The sequence below is a fragment of the Nocardia sp. NPDC058114 genome, assembly GCF_042884695.1.
Classification (GTDB): domain Bacteria; phylum Actinomycetota; class Actinomycetes; order Mycobacteriales; family Mycobacteriaceae; genus Nocardia.
In genome coordinates this window covers 60,092-74,838 of record NZ_JBHVTK010000009.1, presented here as the reverse complement: position 1 = coordinate 74,838, position 14,747 = coordinate 60,092, and the positions used below count along the sequence as shown (strand labels likewise).

Sequence of the window (14,747 nt, the reverse complement as noted above, 5' to 3'; positions counted from 1 at the left end):
CGGGACTTGTCAGTGGCGTTGCCTAGGCTGGCTTCATGCTGACGCTGCTTCTATACGTGCTCATCGTCGGGTTGGTCGCGGCGATGCTGTTCCTCGTCGCCAGTGCGGTATTCGGGCGGTCCGAGGAGCTCGGGCCCTTACCCGAGGGGACCACCGCTACCGTGCTGCCCGCCGACGGCGTCACGGGGGCCGATGTGCGGGCGTTGCGATTCCAGCAGGTGGTGCGCGGGTACAAGGCCGGCGAGGTCGACTGGGCGCTGGGCAGGCTGGCCGAGCGGATCGACGAACTCGAGTTCGAGCTGGCGCAGGCTCGGCAGTGGCAGGCGCAGGTGGCGGCAGGCCAGGATCGCGGGTGAGCGAGCTCGCCGACGACGGCCTCGTGCGCTGCGACTGGTCGACCGGCTCGCAGCTGTACCGCGATTACCACGACACCGAATGGGGCCAGCCCCTGCACGGTGACGATGCCATGTTCGAACGGCTCTGCCTCGAGGCCTTCCAGTCCGGGCTGGCCTGGATCACCGTCCTGCGTAAGCGGCCCGCCTTCCGCAGCGCGTTCGCCGGTTTCGAGATCGCGAAGGTCGCCGAGTTCGGCGATCACGACCGCGCGCGGCTGCTGGCCGACGCGGGCATCGTGCGCAACCGCGCCAAGATCGACGCGGTGATCAACAACGCCCGGGTTGCTCGCGACCTGCCGGTGAGCCTGGACGAGCTGCTGTGGTCGTTCGCACCCGCGCCACGCCCACGGCCGGCCTCGATCGAGAATGTGCCCGCCACCACACCCGAATCCATTGCTCTGGCAAAGGAATTGAAGCGCCGAGGGTTCGCTTTCGTCGGTCCGACGACGGCGTATGCCCTCATGCAGGCAACCGGCATGGTGGACGATCACCTGGATGTTTGCTGGGTGACAGCGGTACCGAACGGAACCGACTCCGCAGTCACATTTCGCACTCAGGTGTCCGCCCGCGACGGCAATAGGGAAGAATAGGACCGGTGTGGCCCGCCGAACACCCGGCGAGCCCGCTGGTTGGCGACAACCGGCAGACGAGAAAACAGTGCGCAGAACCACCGCGCAGATCTGGAGGGAGCAGAGGATGGCGGCCATGAAGCCCCGTACCGGGGACGGTCCCCTCGAAGCAACCAAGGAAGGTCGTGGAATCGTCATGCGGGTTCCACTCGAGGGTGGCGGGCGTCTGGTCGTCGAACTCACACCGGACGAGGCTGCGGCGCTCGGTGACGAACTGAAGAGCGTCACCAGCTGAATGCGCTGACCGAGGTCGCCGCACTTCTGGCCTGCCCGGAGTGCGGCGACGAGCTGCAACCGCACGATCGTGCGCTGCGATGCGGTACCGGTCACAGCTTCGACATCGCCCGCCAGGGCTATGTGGGACTGCTGACCGGCGCATCGACGAAAATGACCGGCGACACCGCCGACATGCTCGACGCCCGCGCCGCTTTCCAGGGTGCGGGCCATTTCGCCCCGATCGCCGCGGCGATCGCTCGTGCCTTCGACACCGCCGCGACGGTGCTCGAAATCGGGGCGGGCACGGGCTACTACCTCGCCGACGTGCTCGACGCGCATCCCGATGCCCTCGGCATCGCCTTGGACGTGGCCAAGCCCGCCGCCCGCCGCGCCGCCCGGGCGCACCCGCGCGCGGCCTCCGTGCTGGCCGACGCCTGGCGTGGCCTGCCACTGCGCGAGGACGCCGTCACCGGCGTGCTCTCGGTGTTCGCCCCGCGCAACCCCGCCGAGGTCGCCCGCGTCCTCGCGCCCGGCGGACGTTTCGTCGTCGTCACTCCCACGACGCGTCATCTGGGCGAGCTGATCGGCCCCCTCGGCATGGTGGGCGTCGATCCGGACAAGGACCGGCGCCTGGCCGACTCGCTCGCCGGCGCGTTCGCCCGTGCCGAGCACACCCTCGTCGAGTTCCCGATGAAGCTGTCGCGCACCGATGTCACCCGTGTCGTCGCGATGGGCCCGTCGGCCTTCCACCGCACCCCCGCCGACGATCCACGCATCGCGGCACTCTCGGACACCACCGAAGTGACGGCGTCGGTCACCGTGTCGACCTATCTGCCGAACCGCTGACCTAGCGCAACACACTCCGATACACGTCGAGCGTGTGCTCGGCGATCCGCGCCCAGTCGAACTCCGCGATCGCCCTCGCCCGCCCGGCCTCGCCATAGCGCACCGCCAAGGCCGGATCCCCCGCGACCTCGTTCACCGCGGCGGCGAGCCCGCGCTCGTACTCCCCGGTCGCCTCGGGGTCGTAGTGCACCAGACGCCCGGTGACCCCGTCGTCGACCACCTCCGGAATCCCGCCGACATCCGAGGCCACGACGGCGGTCGCGCACGCCATCGCCTCCAGATTCACGATGCCCAGCGGTTCGTACACCGACGGGCACACGAAGACCGACGAGGCGGACAGGATCTGGCGGACCTGCTCGGCGGGAAGCATCTCCTTCACCCAGAAGACGTTGCCGCGCTGCCGCTGCAATCCGTCGACGGCGGCGGCGACCTCCACCTCGAGTTCCTTGGTATCGGCCGCACCCGCGCACAACACCACCTGGATGTCGGGGGCGAACGAGGCGGCCGCGGCGAGCAGGTGCCCGACGCCCTTCTGCCGGGTGATCCGCCCGACGAAGGACACGATCGGCAGGTCGGCGCGCACGCCGAGCCGCTCGAGCACCGGCGCCTCGTCGGCGGCGGGCGGGCCGGGGTGCCACACGCTCGCGTCGATACCGTTGTGCACCACATGAACTCGATCGGGGTCGATCGCGGGATAGGCGTCGAGCACATCGTGGCGCATGCCTTCGCTGACCGCGATCACCGCGTCGGCGTTCTCCATCGCGTTGCGTTCCGACCACGACGACAGCCGATACCCGCCACCGAGCTGCTCGGCCTTCCACGGCCTACGCGGTTCCAGCGAATGCGCGGTGAGCACATGGGGGATCCCGTACAGCATGGCGGCGAGATGACCGGCCAGGCCCGCGTACCAGGTGTGCGAATGCACCACGTCCACGCCGCCGGCCGCGTCGGCCATCCGCAGCTGCGCCGACATCATCTGCAACGCGGCGTTGGCGGCGTACAGCTCGGGGTCGGGGCGATGCACCACAGCACCGGCGCGCGGCGCGCCCATACAGTGCACGGTGACGTCACAGAGCTCACGCAATCGGGAAGTGAGTTCGGTGACATGTACTCCCGCACCGCCGTACACCTCGGGGGGATACTCCCGGGTCAGCATCGCCACCCGCAGCGCTTGCGCTGGAGTCTGCTCGCTGTCGGTGCCATCACTCACCGGTCCAAATTAGACCCTCGGGTCGACATGGGCCACCGTAACCTCGCTGGCCCTGTACTTTGAGCAGGGTGAGGAGCCAGCCGCACGTACTCGGGATCGTGCTCGCCGGTGGCGAGGGCAAACGACTGTTTCCACTCACGGCCGACCGCGCCAAGCCGGCGGTTCCGTTCGGTGGCGCCTACCGGCTCATCGACTTCGTGTTGAGCAACCTCGTGAACGCGGGATACCTGCGCCTGTGCGTGCTCACCCAGTACAAGTCGCACTCACTCGATCGCCACATCTCCCAGACCTGGCGGCTGTCCGGCTTCACCGGTGAGTACATCACCCCGGTGCCCGCCCAGCAGCGTCTCGGGCCGCGCTGGTACACCGGCAGCGCCGACGCGATCATGCAGTCGCTCAACCTGATCTACGACGAGGATCCCGACTACATCGTGGTGTTCGGCGCCGACCACGTGTACCGGATGGATCCGGAACAGATGGTGGCCAGCCACATCGCCTCGGGTGCCGGCGTCACCGTCGCGGGGATCCGGGTACCGAGGGCCGAGGCCAGCGCGTTCGGCTGCATCGACTCCGACGAGTCCGGCAAGATCACCCAGTTCCTGGAGAAGCCCGCGCACCCGCCGGGTACCCCCGACGACCCGAACGTGACGTTCGCGTCGATGGGCAACTACGTGTTCACCACCCGCGTGCTGGTCGACGCCATCCGCGCCGACGCCGAGAACTCCGATTCCGACCACGACATGGGCGGCGACATCATCCCGAAGCTGGTCGCCGACGGCAAGGCCGCCGTCTACGACTTCGCCGACAACGACGTCCCCGGCGCCACCGAACGCGACCGCGGCTACTGGCGCGACGTCGGCACCATCGACGCCTTCTACGAGGCGCACATGGACCTGGTCTCGGTGCACCCCGTCTTCAACCTCTACAACAAGCACTGGCCGATTCGCGGCGCGGCGGAGAACCTGCCGCCGGCGAAGTTCGCGCAGGGCGGGCTCGCCCAGGAATCGATCGTCGGGGCAGGCTCGATCCTGTCGGCGGCCACGGTCCGCAATTCGGTGCTGAGCTCGAACGTGGTGATCGAGGACGGCGCGACAGTCGAGGGCAGTGTGTTGATGCCCGGTGTGCGGATCGGGCGTGGCGCGGTGGTGCGCCACGCGATCCTGGACAAGAACGTGGTGGTCGGCGAGGGCGAGATCATCGGCCTCGATCTCGACCGTGACCGCGAGCGTTTCGCCGTCAGCAACGGCGGTGTGGTCACCGTCGGCAAGGGGATCTGGGTCGGTTAGCCCCGCGAGGCGCAGAGCAGACCGTCACCGATCGGGATCAGCACGCTGGTGAGCTCGGGGTTCTCGGCGATCGCCCTGGTCGCCGCGCGCACGGCCTGCGTCGCCGGGTCACGCTGTTCCTGGTCGGGCACCCGCCCGCCGAGTAGCGCGTTGTTGAGGATGAACGCGCCACCCGCACGCAGCAGCCGCACGCCCTGTTCGACGTAGTGGGGGTGTTCCATCGGCGCCGCATCGATGAAGACCAGGTCGTAGGAGCCATCGGCCAGCCGGGGCAGCACGTCCAGCGCGCGCCCGTTGATCAGGCGCGTGCGCGACGGGGTGATCTCGGCGGTCCGGAACGCCTCCTTGGCCGCGCGCTGATGCTCGGGCTCGGAGTCGATCGTCGTCAGGGTTCCGTCCTCCCGCATCCCGTCGAGCAGCCACAGCCCGCTGACGCCCGCTCCGGTACCGACCTCTACCACCGACCGCGCGCCCAGCATCTGCGCGTACATGCTCAGCAGCGCGCCGACCGCCGCGGGCACCGGCGCGGCACCCAATTCGGTGGCCCGCTCACGCGCTTCGAGAAGGACCTCGTCCTCGACGACGGACTCCTCCACATAGGCCAGGTTCCGCTCCACGTTCGATGCCACAGCTATGAGGCTAAGCCACCGGAGGGGTATGTGTATTCAGCAAAGGGACGGATCCGGCACTGTGTCGCACAGATCCCGAACAATTGCCGAAGGTTTGCGGATCGGTCACAACAGTCCCCGAACTGCTGGTTCTCCGTTGCCGGCGGGACTAGGCTCGAGTCCGACCAGAATTCTCAGGTCACACTCAGGATCTCCACACCTGACCCATATCAGCGCAGGAAATAGTTGCCCTACGCAAGGCCAGCCGATCGCGGCGGGCACGAGGCTCGGGAACAACCACACACAGTTGCTGGTTGATTGTCGGTAAGCAAGGTTCGCTGACCCGGACCAGCAAGGTTTCGTGCCAGCGGTCCCGAGTAGGAGGTGTCCCATCCCGATGGTAGACACGGCGCGTCAAGACGCCACCGACCAGACTCTGCCCGCTGATCTCATCGCGGCAGAAGCCGAAGAACTCGACGCCGAACTCACCGGCACCGCCGCTTTCGACGCGACCGGCGATCGCGCCGCCATGCCGTCCTGGGACGAACTCGTCCGCGAACACGCCGACCGGGTCTATCGCCTGGCCTACCGCCTCTCCGGCGATGCCCAGGACGCCGAGGACCTCACGCAGGACACCTTCATCCGGGTGTTCCGCTCGCTGCAGAACTACCAGCCCGGCACCTTCGAGGGCTGGCTGCACCGCATCACCACCAACCTGTTCCTCGACATGGTCCGCCGCCGCAACCGCATCCGGATGGAAGCGCTGCCCGAGGACTACGACCGGGTGCCCGCCGAAGGGCCGACCCCCGAGGACGCCTACCACGACTCCCGTCTCGACCCGGACCTGCAGAAAGCACTGGATTCGCTGGCGCCGGAGTTCCGTGCCGCCGTGGTTCTGTGTGACATCGAGGGTCTGTCCTATGAGGAGATCGGCGCCACGCTCGGTGTGAAACTGGGGACCGTGCGCAGCCGGATCCATCGCGGGCGTCAGGCACTGCGCGAGTACCTTGCGCATAATGGAAGTGAGCAGCGGTACTCCGCTGAAGCCCCATCGGTGTGACGGGTGTTCCGACGTCACCCGGTGGCTCAGGTGATGTCGGTCGGAAGGAAGAAATCCGCATGAGTGTGGACCCCAGTGCCGCAGGTCGCCCGCCGCGCTTTCAGCCCACCGAGCACTTGGCCAGTGAGGCAGTCGCGGCCTTCGTCGACGGCGAACTGCGGATGAACGCGTATCTGCGCGCCGCCCAGCATCTTTCGGTCTGCCCCGAGTGCGCGGCCGAGGTCGATGCCCAGCAGCAGGCGCGGATCGCGCTGCGCCGCGCCGCCGAGGTGGCGATTCCGCGCAGCCTGCACGACAGTCTCTCGCGTATTCCGCTGGCCGACCTCCCCGGCAACGCACCCCAACCGCAACGCCGTAACGAGGCATTTCTCGGATTCATCACAGATTCCTTCACCGCGACCCGGTGGACAACGTGGCGGCGCAAGTAGAGTCTGCGACGTGACAGGCGAATCGACGAATTCCGGATCGGCCGACCGCTCGGATTCGGGGGCTGAATCACCCAGCGCGGATGCACGCACGGACGCGCGGGGCACCCTGCGCCCTTCCGACGCGCCGAACCTCGGCCCGCGCCCGGTCTACCGGCCGCACATCGACAGCCACACCGCGCGCGCGTTCCGCCGCCCGAACGGCCAAGCCGGTTCGTTCGCACCGCACGACCCCCAGCGCGTGGCCGGTAAGGGCGCCGACGACGGAATCGTCCAGCGCCCGCCCGACGGCGTGCTCGCCGAGGCGTTCGCCCGGCCCGAGGGCTCCTCGGAGCTGCTGCAGCGCGAGCCCGGCGCCGACGAGCCGAAGACCGTCGTCGCGGGTCCGGTGGATCCGTGGCGTGACCCCGACGCGGCGGCCAGGCTCGGTTCGCCCGCCGTCGACACTCCCCCGCCCGCCCGGCTGCCTGTCGCGGACAAGCTGAGCGCGCGCGAGGTGCTGTTCGGTTCGCGGGTGGCGCCCAAGGCGCTCGCGATCTTGGCCGCGCTGGCGCTCGGCATCGCCGTGATCGGCGGCCTCGTCGGCCGCGTCACCGCGGAGACCGCGTCCACGCTCACCTCACGCAAGGTGACCCTCGATCAGAGCGCGGGTGTCGAGACCCCGCACAGTCAGATCGCCGCCGTCGCCAATGCCGTCCTGCCCTCGGTGGTGTCGATCCGGGTCACCGTCGGCGACAACGGCGCGACCGGTTCCGGCGTGGTGATCGACGGCGGCGGGTATGTCGTCACGAACAATCACGTGATCTCGATGGCCGCGACCGACAAGTCCAACCGGGCCGCCATCCAGGTGCAGTTCTCCGACGGCACCCGGGTGCCCGCGCAGATCGTCGGCCGTGATCCCAAGACCGACCTCGCGGTGCTCAAGGTCGAGGCGAAGAACCTGACCGTGGCCAATCTCGGCAAGTCCGCCGACGTCCAGGTCGGCGACGACGTGCTGGCGGTCGGTTCGCCGCTGGGCCTGAGCAAGACCGTCACGTCCGGCATCGTCAGCGCCCTGCACCGTCCCGTGAAGCTCGCGGGCGAGGGCAGCGACACCAACGCGGTGATCGACGCCGTCCAGACCGACGCCGCGATCAACCCGGGTAACTCCGGTGGCGCGCTGGTCGACATGCAGGGCCGCGTGGTGGGCATCAACACCGCCATCCGCAGCGAGACCGGCGGTTCGGTGGGCCTCGGCTTCGCCATCCCGGTCGACGTGATGACCACCGTCACCCAGACGCTGATCCGCGACGGCCAGATGCACCACCCGGTGATCGGCCTGAGCGCGCGCACCAAGACCGTCGCCAACGAGGTGATGAGCGGTGCCGCCGTCGCCGATGTGACGCCGGGCAGCCCCGCCGACAAGGCGGGCATCGTCGAGGGCGACGTGGTGGTGCGGATCGGCGACCGCGAGGTCACCGGGCCCGACGAGCTGGTGGTCGCCGTGCAGCAGCACAAGATCGGCGACAGGGTGAACGTGCAGTTGATCCGTGATGGCAGGCAGGTGGACGTGCCGGTCACCCTCGAATCCGACTGAGCTCCGACGCCGCGCGACGGGTAGCCTGGATCCGTGTTCAGCAACATCGGGTGGAGCGAGATGATGATTCTGCTCGTCGCCGCCCTAGTGATCCTCGGCCCGGAGCGACTGCCCGGTGCCGTCCGCTGGACCACGGGCGCGCTGCGCCAGGCGCGCGACTACGCCAGCGGCGCCACGTCCCAGCTGAAGCAGGAACTCGGGCCGGAGTTCGACGACCTGCGCAAACCGCTCGCGGAGCTGAACGAGTTGCGCGGGATGAGTCCGCGGGCCGTGGTCACCAAGCACCTGCTGGGCGGTGACGACTCGGTGCTGCGCGATCTGGAGAGCGCGGTGCCCGACAAGCAGCAACTGTTCGGCACCAGTAGCGGCATGCCCGGCACCCCGGCCAAGCCCGAGCCGCAGAAGTCGCTGGAGCGCAACGAGCGCCCCCCGGTCGACTACGACGCGACCTAGCACGCCCCGGACCAGGGAACACACCGCACGGTCGGCATTTGCTACGAGGTCGCGCCGGCCGAACACTGCGGCGGCGACCTCGCCCGTCTGTGATTTGCCGACAATCCGCATCCGAGACCGTTGTCTCGCAAGACAGTTCGATGTCAACCGATATAGACACACAACGCTGTCGAGCTGTCTAGACTTCGCACATGTCGGCCGATGACGTGGCACGAGTTTTCGCGATCGAAGACAAGGTCGAGAGACTCAAAGCAGCCACCGACGGGGTGGCGGCTGCCCAGCAGACCATCAACGAACTAACGAGGATCCGGCGAGCCGTGATCCGGGAACTCCATGCCGACGGCTGGACGTTCGCGCGGATCGGCGCCGCCGCCGGATTGTCGCGTGCGCGCATCCACCAGGTGAGCACCCAGGGCCCCGTGCCCGAGGGACTGTTCTTCGGGCACGGCACGCTGACCGTACTCGCCCCCGAGGTCCGCTCCGGCAGGCTACTCGGCGCACCCGACCCACAAGCCGCCCAACGCCTGGCCGAGCTCCTGCGACAGCTCGGCTTCGCCGCGAACGTCGAGACGTTCATGCCGGGCAGGCCGATCGACCTCAATCGCGACGGGCTGGTGATTCTCGGCGGGCCCGAGCTCTCGCCGAGCCTGCGTCAGCTGGTGGTGGCCGATCCCCGCCTGCGCCGCACCGTCACCCGCGCGGGCGATACCCGGCGTGGCATCGAGGACAGGGCCGCGCGCCGCGTGTACCGGCCGGGCGGCACCGAACCCCACGACATCGCCTACCTCGCCCGGCTGCCCCGGCCCGACCGCCGCGGCAGCATCATGCTGATCGACGGGCTGCACCCGCCCGGCTCGCTGGGTGCGATCCGATTGCTGGCGACCCGGTTGGCGACCCTGCACGAGCGCGCGAGCAGTCATCTTTTCTCGGTTCTCATCGCGGTCCGATACGACCGCGCAACCGGCGAACCAGTTGATGCGGATCTACTCACCCCGGTATACCGGCATGAAACAGACCCCAAGTTGGCTACGACCCGGGTTCGTCCATAGTCTGAATTAAACTTGCCATACTTGGTGATCTGCATCACTGTACTGTTATGGATCACAAGTCGCCCGCGATGGTTAGATTGCTAGCGAGTAACCGAGTGTGAGTAGGTGAGCATCAGATGTTCTCGTCTCCTGAGGCCGGCGCATGCCGGGTTCTGCCCGTGCACGCGAGTGGTCACCCGAGGCCCGTTCCGCCCTTCGACGCGGGGCCGGCCAGCGGCGACGTCATCGTCACCACCCATCGCATCACCTACAGCGACCGGCTGAAGGTCTTCATCGGCCCGCACGAGGACGTGGACAGCTTCTTGCGCCCCCTGCGCCGGATGGACGGTCATCAGCGTTACGCGCTCGATCTGACCGTGCTGCCCGAACCGGTGCCCGCCACCGAGGTCACCACCTCGGTGAGTTCGGCGCGTGGCGATCTCGCGCTCGGTTGCGCCGGCTCGGCGGACGCGATGACGCTGCAGCTGCGCAGGACGGTCGATCACGTCACCCGGCGCTTCACCCTCGGCCTACCCGGCGGACGGCTCGGCCTGCCGACCGTTTACCTCCCGCACGGCGACGAGGACACCTACGTCTACCCGGAAGAGGTGTTCACCGCCGACAACGCGGTGGAGATCTTCCGCGACTTCTTCCACACCGGTGCCGTGCCGCCCGGCCTCCAGCAGCGCGAGATCCTCGACTGACGACTCCCGGCCGCTCGCCGCGCGAGCATGCCCGGAGATAGCTAGGCTGGTCAGCACGGTCACAACGCCCGGACGGTGATCGTGGAGAGGCCGGTGCGCGATGCGTGATCTGCTCGGGCAGGTGCTCGAAGTGCTCCCCGATCAGGCCCTCGCGCTGGCCAGGATCGTCGACCGGACCGGTGCCGGGCCGCGCGAAACCGGGGCCGCGATGGCGGTCACCGCAGACGGACGGGTCCTCGGCTCGCTGTCCGGCGGCTGCGTCGAATCGGCGGTGCTCACCGCCGCCCACCAGGTTCTCCTCGACGGCCATGCCACCCTCGAGCGTTTCGCCGCCGCCGATGAACTCACCGTCGGCCTGCCGTGCGGTGGCGAGATCGAAGTCTTCGTCGAACGCCTCGATCGCACCGACCTGCCCACACTGCGCGCACTCCACGCCGCGCTCGACGCGCGCCGCCCGGTCGCCTACGCCACGACCCTGGAGTCGGCCCCCGACCGAAAACTCCTGTACCCCGGCACTTCCTCGCCATGGCGCGGCCTCGATCACGACGCCGCCGCCCTCCTCACCGCAGGCCACAACGGCCTCGTCGGCGCCCAGGACTGCACCCCGGCCCAAGCCGACCGCCCCCGCACCTTTGTGCAGGTCTTCCGCGCGCCCGCCCGGATGATCCTGGCCGGCGCCAACGACTACACCCGAGCACTGACCGTCGCCGCGATGAACCTCGGTTACCACGTCACCGTCGTCGATGCCCGCGAGACCTTCACCACCCCGGCCCGTTTCCCGGCAGCCGACGAGGTGGTCGTCGACTGGCCGCATCGCTACCTCGACGCGGAACAGGAGGCCGGCCGCGTCGACGATCGCACGGTCGTCTGCGTTCTCACCCATGACCCGAAATTCGATGTCCCCCTGCTGGCTTCGGCCCTGCGCCTGCCCGACGTCGGATTCATCGGCGCACTCGGCTCCCGCCGGGCGCACGCCGAACGCACTGCCCGCCTGCGCGATGCCGGCCTCACCGCCGCCGAAACTGCCCGCGTCCGCAGCCCGCTCGGCCTCGACCTGGCCGCCGACACGCCCGAAGAAACCGCCGTCTCCATCCTCGCCCAGATCCTCGCCGACCGGGGAAACACGACGGCACAACCCCTGGCGAACCTCGACGGCCCCATCCACCGTCGGCCGAATTAGCGCCGCCTCGAGAATACGAACAACCCGGCACCTGTTCATCCGCGAATAATTTCGATACAGTTTGTTTCAAAGTTCTGAAACAGATTGTCCGGAAGGAGTTCGGTGCGACCACCCGATCCACGAACGGTGCGCAGTCGTGACACCGCGCTCACCTCGGCTCGCGAACTATTGATCGAGCAGGGATTGGCCGGGCTCACGCACGGCGCCGTCGCGGCGCGCAGCGGGATCAGCCGGGCCACCCTGTACCGGCTCTGGCCGGAGCCGACCGATCTGGTTCGCGCCACCCTGACCCAGCACATCACCCTCGCGCAGCCGGAGCCGACCGGGGATCTGCGCGCCGATCTACTGACCGAACTGACGGCCACTCACGCGATGCTGCACGAACCGGCCACCGAGCAGGGCATGCGGGTGATGATCGAAAGGGCCGCTGTCGACCCGAGATTCGCGCAGGTCAAGGAGGCGCTGTACCGGTCGGGAACCCGGGCCGCGCGCACGACCTTGACCGAAGCCGTCGCCCGCGGGGATCTGCCTGCCGAACTCGATGTCGACCTCGCGCTCGATCAGCTGCACGGTCCGCTGTTCTTCCGTCGTCTGGTCGCCAACCGGACTTTCGACCTCGACTATGTGCGTGATGTCCTCGACGACTTCCTCCGCACCCACTCCCCGAAACACCTACGTCAGCAAGGAACTTCGTGACATGACGACCGTCGTCTCCAGAAACCTCTCCGCCCCGCGTGTTCTCGTCACGCTCGTCGCGGTCATCACCGTATTCGGCGCTCTGCTGGCGGATTTCATCATTCCGGCGGGAGCGGCACAGCATCTGCGCAACGACGCGTGGCCGCCGCACGCGAAATTCCACGACGCCCAGTACATCGCCATGTCGATCCTGCTCGGCGGGCTCGCGTTGACGCTGCTGCTCCGGCGCGATGCCACCCGGACGCGCTTGTGGACAGCCTGCGCGATCCTGGCCACGCCGTGGCTCGGCCTGCTGGCGGCAATGCTGTTTCCCGGCACCGCCGTTCACGATCCGGAGTTCGCCGCCACCACGATCATCGGCCTGCATCCGCAGGTGTTGCTGGCGGTGATCCTGTTGGCGCTGCTGACCGTCGCCGTCACGCTCAGCGCGCGTCATCGGGACTGACACACCGCGGGCGCCGCACCCGGTCCACCGACCGAGGCGACGCCCGAGGTGGACGACTACGCCGCGACTTGTTCGGGGCGCAGGGTTTTCATCGGAGGGCGGTCTTCGAGGGAGACCGTGGTGGTGTGGGCGATGAATTCACCCTCGATCAACGGGAACTGGGTGAGGGGGGCGCCGGAGTCGGGGACGCCGCTGCGGCGCAGGGCGGTGCCGAGGATCTGGCGGCTCATGACGCCCAGATCGGCGAGGGGGCGGTTGCGGTGGGTGCGGACGCCGAGGTTCACCTGGGTGATGGCGTCGAGGCCCATCGTGTCGTAGGTGTCGAGGAGCAGACCGATTTCGACGCCGTACCCGGGGGCGAACGGAACCGAGGTGAGGAGTTCCCGGGTGCCCGCGTATTCGCCGCCCAGCGGCTGGAGGACCTGCGCCAGTTCGGGACGAAGAGCGGCCAGCAGAGGGCGGGCGACGAGTTCGGTGACGCGGCCACCGCCGTTGGCGTCCACCGACTCACCCTGACGTAACGGGCGGCGGTAGTACGCCTTGGACAGGTGGGTGCCCTGCATCATCAGCAGCGGGCCGAGGAGCTTGGGCACGAAGGCTGGGTCGGGATCGATCAGGTCGGAGTCGACGAAGGCGATCAGGTCGCCGGTGGTGGCCGCCAGCGACCGCCACAGCACCTCCCCCTTACCGGGGACCGGGTCGAGTTCGGGAACGGCCTCCTCGCGTGAGATCACCTCGGCGCCCGCCGCGCGTGCGCGTTCGGCGGTCGCGTCGGTGGACCCGGAGTCCAGCACGATCAGTTCGTCGACCAGCGTGCCGAGCAGCGGCCGGATGCTGGCCACGACATCGGCGACGGTGTCCTGTTCGTTCAGCGCGGGCAGCACCACCGAAACGGTGCGGCCCTCCTTGGCGGCGACGAGTTCGCCGACCGTCCAATCAGGGGTGTCCCATGTGTGGGTAGTGGCCCAGGCGGGCTCGCGGTGTTGGATTTTCATGCCAGACCTCGCAGAGTTCGTGCGGGGGGCCGGATGCCCTGGATCGCGGCGATCATGTCCACGACCCGCCGGGTTTCGGCGACTTCGTGAACCCGGAAGATCCGAGCGCCCGCGGCGGCCGACCATGCGGTTGCCGCCAGTGTGCCCTCGACCCTTTCGGTAAGACCTACCCCTAGAGTCTCCCCGATAAAATCCTTGTTGCTCAGTGCCATCAGGACTGGCCATCCGGTTTTTACAAGACCGTCGATTCCGCGCAACAACTCGAGCCCGTGATAGGTGTTTTTCCCGAAATCATGAGTGGGATCGATCACGATGCCATCGGCTCGCACCCCCGCGGCCGCGGCGTTCTCGGCCGCGGCGACCACCGTCGCGGTCACCTCGGCCACCACATCGGCATACCGAACACGGTGCGGCCGGGTGCGCGGCACGGCGCCACCGGTGTGACTACAGACGATGCCCGCGCCGGTCTCGGCGGCGACGTGCACGAGATCGGGGTCGGCGCCGGCCCAGGTGTCGTTGATCAGGTCGGCGCCCACGGCGACCGCCGCCCGCGCGACGTCACCACGCCAGGTATCCACACTGATCAACAGGTCCGGATACTTCGCCCGGATCGCCGCGACGAACGGCACCACTCGCTGCGTTTCCTCGGCCGCGTCGACGGTGACACCCGGCCCGGCCTTCACCCCGCCGATGTCGACCAGATCGGCGCCCTCGTCGACCGCGCGCGAGACCCGTTCCATCGCGGCCTCGTCACTGAACGTGGCCCCACGGTCGTAGAACGAGTCCGGCGTGCGATTCACGATCGCCATCACCAACGCGCGATCCGTCGCCACCTCGCGCCCGCAAAAAGTCTGCTCGGTCCGCTTCCCCGGGACTTCTGCCGACAACTCGGGACCGCGACTGCTGGTGCTCCGGGCAGGCGGTTCGTTCTCTGGTCGGGGTCCGGGCGTACCCGACGAGTTACCGATGTTCATGCGAAATCAGACGTTACCTTG

The 14,747-nt window shown here is 68.4% G+C and carries 18 protein-coding genes; 14 read left to right on the top strand and 4 right to left on the bottom strand.

Going from position 1 to position 14,747, the window contains the following annotated elements:
* The first annotated feature begins 35 nt into the window (after positions 1-35).
* The 4 genes from ACFVVI_RS27905 to ACFVVI_RS27890 all read left to right on the top strand — a co-directional run bounded on the left by ACFVVI_RS27905 (position 36) and on the right by ACFVVI_RS27890 (position 2,086).
* Complete coding sequence (locus tag ACFVVI_RS27905; RefSeq protein WP_378638270.1) at positions 36-356, top strand: DivIVA domain-containing protein; 321 nt, start codon at positions 36-38, stop codon at positions 354-356.
* Complete coding sequence (locus ACFVVI_RS27900; protein WP_378993379.1) at positions 353-985, top strand: DNA-3-methyladenine glycosylase I; 633 nt, start codon at positions 353-355, stop codon at positions 983-985. The genes ACFVVI_RS27905 and ACFVVI_RS27900 overlap by 4 nt, the downstream gene beginning before the upstream one ends.
* Before the next feature lie 106 nt (positions 986-1,091).
* Positions 1,092-1,259, top strand: coding sequence for a DUF3117 domain-containing protein (locus ACFVVI_RS27895; RefSeq protein ID WP_011211259.1), 168 nt, complete (start codon positions 1,092-1,094; stop codon positions 1,257-1,259).
* A complete protein-coding gene (locus ACFVVI_RS27890; protein ID WP_387447571.1) occupies positions 1,256-2,086 on the top strand; it encodes a putative RNA methyltransferase in 831 nt (276 codons plus the stop codon). Before ACFVVI_RS27895 ends, ACFVVI_RS27890 begins: the two co-directional genes overlap by 4 nt.
* A gap of 1 nt (position 2,087) precedes the next feature.
* On the opposite strand, the gene glgA is transcribed toward ACFVVI_RS27890, so the two are convergent.
* A complete protein-coding gene (gene glgA, locus ACFVVI_RS27885) occupies positions 2,088-3,254 on the bottom strand; it encodes a glycogen synthase (protein WP_378638438.1) in 1,167 nt (388 codons plus the stop codon).
* Between the two features lie 110 nt (positions 3,255-3,364).
* On the opposite strand from glgA, the gene glgC reads away from it, so the two are divergent.
* Complete coding sequence (gene glgC / locus ACFVVI_RS27880; RefSeq protein WP_378993377.1) at positions 3,365-4,582, top strand: glucose-1-phosphate adenylyltransferase; 1,218 nt, start codon at positions 3,365-3,367, stop codon at positions 4,580-4,582.
* Here glgC and ACFVVI_RS27875 read toward each other — a convergent pair.
* A complete protein-coding gene (locus tag ACFVVI_RS27875; RefSeq protein ID WP_378638264.1) occupies positions 4,579-5,211 on the bottom strand; it encodes an O-methyltransferase in 633 nt (210 codons plus the stop codon). The two genes, glgC and ACFVVI_RS27875, sit on opposite strands and share 4 nt — an antisense overlap.
* A gap of 376 nt (positions 5,212-5,587) precedes the next feature.
* On the opposite strand from ACFVVI_RS27875, the gene sigE reads away from it, so the two are divergent.
* The 9 genes from sigE (at position 5,588) to ACFVVI_RS27830 (ending at position 12,757) form a co-directional block, all read left to right on the top strand.
* Positions 5,588-6,250, top strand: a complete 663-nt coding sequence (gene sigE / locus ACFVVI_RS27870; protein WP_378638262.1) for an RNA polymerase sigma factor SigE — start codon at positions 5,588-5,590, stop codon at positions 6,248-6,250.
* Between the two features lie 59 nt (positions 6,251-6,309).
* The gene (locus ACFVVI_RS27865) at positions 6,310-6,678 is read left to right on the top strand and encodes a hypothetical protein (RefSeq protein ID WP_378993375.1); all 369 of its coding nucleotides are present in this window, start codon (positions 6,310-6,312) and stop codon (positions 6,676-6,678) included.
* A 10-nt stretch (positions 6,679-6,688) separates the two neighbouring features.
* Entirely contained in the window at positions 6,689-8,251 is a 1,563-nt protein-coding gene (locus tag ACFVVI_RS27860; RefSeq protein WP_387447500.1) for a S1C family serine protease, read from the top strand.
* Between the two features lie 33 nt (positions 8,252-8,284).
* Positions 8,285-8,704, top strand: a complete 420-nt coding sequence (gene tatB, locus ACFVVI_RS27855; RefSeq protein WP_378993370.1) for a Sec-independent protein translocase protein TatB — start codon at positions 8,285-8,287, stop codon at positions 8,702-8,704.
* A gap of 191 nt (positions 8,705-8,895) precedes the next feature.
* Entirely contained in the window at positions 8,896-9,753 is an 858-nt protein-coding gene (locus ACFVVI_RS27850) for a hypothetical protein (RefSeq protein WP_056813397.1), read from the top strand.
* Between the two features lie 116 nt (positions 9,754-9,869).
* Complete coding sequence (locus ACFVVI_RS27845) at positions 9,870-10,436, top strand: hypothetical protein (RefSeq protein ID WP_378993368.1); 567 nt, start codon at positions 9,870-9,872, stop codon at positions 10,434-10,436.
* A 100-nt stretch (positions 10,437-10,536) separates the two neighbouring features.
* Complete coding sequence (locus ACFVVI_RS27840) at positions 10,537-11,616, top strand: XdhC family protein (RefSeq protein ID WP_387447499.1); 1,080 nt, start codon at positions 10,537-10,539, stop codon at positions 11,614-11,616.
* A 102-nt stretch (positions 11,617-11,718) separates the two neighbouring features.
* Positions 11,719-12,312, top strand: a complete 594-nt coding sequence (locus tag ACFVVI_RS27835) for a TetR/AcrR family transcriptional regulator (protein ID WP_378993365.1) — start codon at positions 11,719-11,721, stop codon at positions 12,310-12,312.
* Between the two features lies 1 nt (position 12,313).
* Positions 12,314-12,757 carry a DUF6640 family protein gene (locus ACFVVI_RS27830; protein WP_387447498.1) on the top strand — a complete coding sequence of 148 codons (444 nt, stop codon included), beginning with the start codon at positions 12,314-12,316 and terminating at the stop codon, positions 12,755-12,757.
* Between the two features lie 56 nt (positions 12,758-12,813).
* Here the strand turns inward: ACFVVI_RS27830 and ACFVVI_RS27825 are convergent, their stop codons facing one another.
* Positions 12,814-13,752 (bottom strand): glucosyl-3-phosphoglycerate synthase, encoded by a 939-nt coding sequence (locus tag ACFVVI_RS27825; protein WP_378993362.1) that lies wholly within the window; start codon positions 13,750-13,752, stop codon positions 12,814-12,816.
* Positions 13,749-14,726, bottom strand: a complete 978-nt coding sequence (folP, locus tag ACFVVI_RS27820) for a dihydropteroate synthase (protein ID WP_387447497.1) — start codon at positions 14,724-14,726, stop codon at positions 13,749-13,751. Before folP ends, ACFVVI_RS27825 begins: the two co-directional genes overlap by 4 nt.
* Between the last annotated feature and the right edge of the window lie 21 nt (positions 14,727-14,747).

What these genes read in the sequence shown, in the direction of transcription:
- ACFVVI_RS27905 (WP_378638270.1), top strand. Translation starts at nt 36, where the DNA reads ATGCTGACGCTGCTTCTATACGTGCTCATCGTCGGGTTGGTCGCGGCG.
- ACFVVI_RS27895 (WP_011211259.1), top strand. Translation starts at nt 1,092, where the DNA reads ATGGCGGCCATGAAGCCCCGTACCGGGGACGGTCCCCTCGAAGCAACC.
- sigE (WP_378638262.1), top strand. Translation starts at nt 5,588, where the DNA reads ATGGTAGACACGGCGCGTCAAGACGCCACCGACCAGACTCTGCCCGCT.
- ACFVVI_RS27865 (WP_378993375.1), top strand. Translation starts at nt 6,310, where the DNA reads ATGAGTGTGGACCCCAGTGCCGCAGGTCGCCCGCCGCGCTTTCAGCCC.
- ACFVVI_RS27850 (WP_056813397.1), top strand. Translation starts at nt 8,896, where the DNA reads ATGTCGGCCGATGACGTGGCACGAGTTTTCGCGATCGAAGACAAGGTC.
- ACFVVI_RS27845 (WP_378993368.1), top strand. Translation starts at nt 9,870, where the DNA reads ATGTTCTCGTCTCCTGAGGCCGGCGCATGCCGGGTTCTGCCCGTGCAC.
- ACFVVI_RS27840 (WP_387447499.1), top strand. Translation starts at nt 10,537, where the DNA reads ATGCGTGATCTGCTCGGGCAGGTGCTCGAAGTGCTCCCCGATCAGGCC.
- ACFVVI_RS27830 (WP_387447498.1), top strand. Translation starts at nt 12,314, where the DNA reads ATGACGACCGTCGTCTCCAGAAACCTCTCCGCCCCGCGTGTTCTCGTC.
- ACFVVI_RS27825 (WP_378993362.1), bottom strand. Translation starts at nt 13,752, where the DNA reads ATGAAAATCCAACACCGCGAGCCCGCCTGGGCCACTACCCACACATGG.
- folP (WP_387447497.1), bottom strand. Translation starts at nt 14,726, where the DNA reads ATGAACATCGGTAACTCGTCGGGTACGCCCGGACCCCGACCAGAGAAC.